This is a genomic window from Streptomyces mutomycini (assembly GCF_001700505.1).
GTDB lineage: Bacteria > Actinomycetota > Actinomycetes > Streptomycetales > Streptomycetaceae > Streptomyces > Streptomyces mutomycini.
On the sequence record NZ_MAPV01000038.1, the window covers coordinates 1 to 1,742 of the forward strand.

The 1,742-nt window shown below is 64.2% G+C and carries 1 protein-coding gene; it reads left to right on the forward strand.

The window, feature by feature from the left end; genetic code table 11:
* Positions 1-921 precede the first annotated feature (921 nt).
* Positions 922-1,326 (forward strand): hypothetical protein, encoded by a 405-nt coding sequence (locus BFF76_RS33575; protein WP_065847526.1) that lies wholly within the window; start codon positions 922-924, stop codon positions 1,324-1,326.
* The last annotated feature ends 416 nt before the right edge of the window (positions 1,327-1,742 follow it).

A 1,742-nucleotide genomic window follows, 5' to 3' on the forward strand; every position in this document is an offset into this window, starting at 1 on the left:
TCCGGCCGGATCCCTCAAGGAAGACCTGCTCACTGCTGTCGCGGCTCACGCCCGCACCGTACCCCAGGTCGAACAGTGGCAGCCGCTGCCCAAACAGCTCGAAACCCGCCTGCCGCGCCTTCTCTCCTTCGGCGGCAAGGACGAGAGCCCCAACGATGCCGTGCGCACCGCGCTGAACAGCTGCTACGAAACTCACCTCGAGGACGAGGCACTCCAGGGACAGGTGCGCCAGATCGAAGCGGAGATCACTCAGCGCCTGGAGAAGGAAGCCGACTCGCTGTGCCAGCACATCCGCCGGCACTGCGGGGAGTTCGTCGGTGTTCAGGTCAAGCCCGAAGTCTCCTTCAAGACCGGCTTCAAGAGGGCGCCGCTGGAAGTCTCCCGGGCCGACGGTGAGCCCGTCGACCTGACCCGCTCCGGCCAGGAGAGCACCCGCCGCATCGCACTCGCCGTCTGGGAGTGGACCAGCAATCTCCTGGAAGCGGCCGAACTGGCCGCCACGGACGACCTGGACGCCGAGGAACCGGTCCAGACGATCGTCGTCTACGACGAGCCCGACACCCACCTCGACTACCGCCACCAGCGCACGGTCATGGACATCATCCGCAAGCAGTGCGCCCTGCCCCGTATCAGCGTCATGGTGGCTACGCATTCCATGAACCTCATCGACGGCGTCGACATCGCCGACGTCGTACACCTGGGACTCAACAACCAAGGGCGTACCGTCGTGGAGCGCCTCGNNGCTCCACGAACGCTGCTTCCTGGCCGTGGAGGGAGAGACCGAGCAGCAGTGCATCCCACTGCTCTTCCGCCTCTCCCAGAACCTGTCCCTGCAAGCCGCCGGCATCGCCCTATGGGCGTGCGAGAACAACGAGGGCGCCTTACACCTGGCCCGCTCTCGTCGAACGCAAGCGCTCGGTCATGCTGATGATCGACGCCGACAGCCGGACGAACAAGCTCTTCAAAGACGAAAAGCTCCGCAAAGCAGGCCTCGATCTGGAAAAGCAGGTGGCCTACGTCGGCGAAGGCCTGGGCTTCAACGAGCTGGAGGAACTCTTCACCGACGAGCGCTGGGCCAACGCGGCCAACATCAAATGGCCCCGGCCCACCCCGCTCGTCTGGAGCGCCGCCGATTTCGCCGCCCACCGCGGCACCAAAAAGTTCAGCGCCCGCATCCTTGACATGATCAAACAGGAGGCGCAGGAGACCAGCCCCAGCGGAAAGCCGGCCATGCTCAATGGCCTGGTCACCACCCTCACCACGGCCGAAGACGTTCCTCAGCAGCTGAGGGATGTCTTTGCTCAGCTGCAGGAACTCGCTCACTGACCCGGCACCGGCCGCTGGCCGCGACGCGCCCGCATCCGCTCCTTGCGCTGCTCATCGGTCGGTGTCACCCAGGCATGCCAGCCCACCGCTTCCACCCATTGACGGGCATGGGCGCGAGCATCGATACCGCACCATCTACACCCGCCCGGCGCGGGAAAACAGCCAGCACGAGAGGACTTTTGAGAGGTCATTTCTCCTCCTTCCCACCCCCATATCTTCCACGTCGGCACTGACAATCACGCTTTGTGACCAACGCCGTCAGTGTCGCCCCGCAGGCACTCCAAACCCTTCTCTCATCTGCTCCTGTCTCCACATAAGCAGCACTGTTTGTCCGAAAATTCACCCACACCACGGGCACCCTGACTACGGTCACGTTGGGTCAGATCTCTGCATACCTCGGACCGGAACATGGGCCG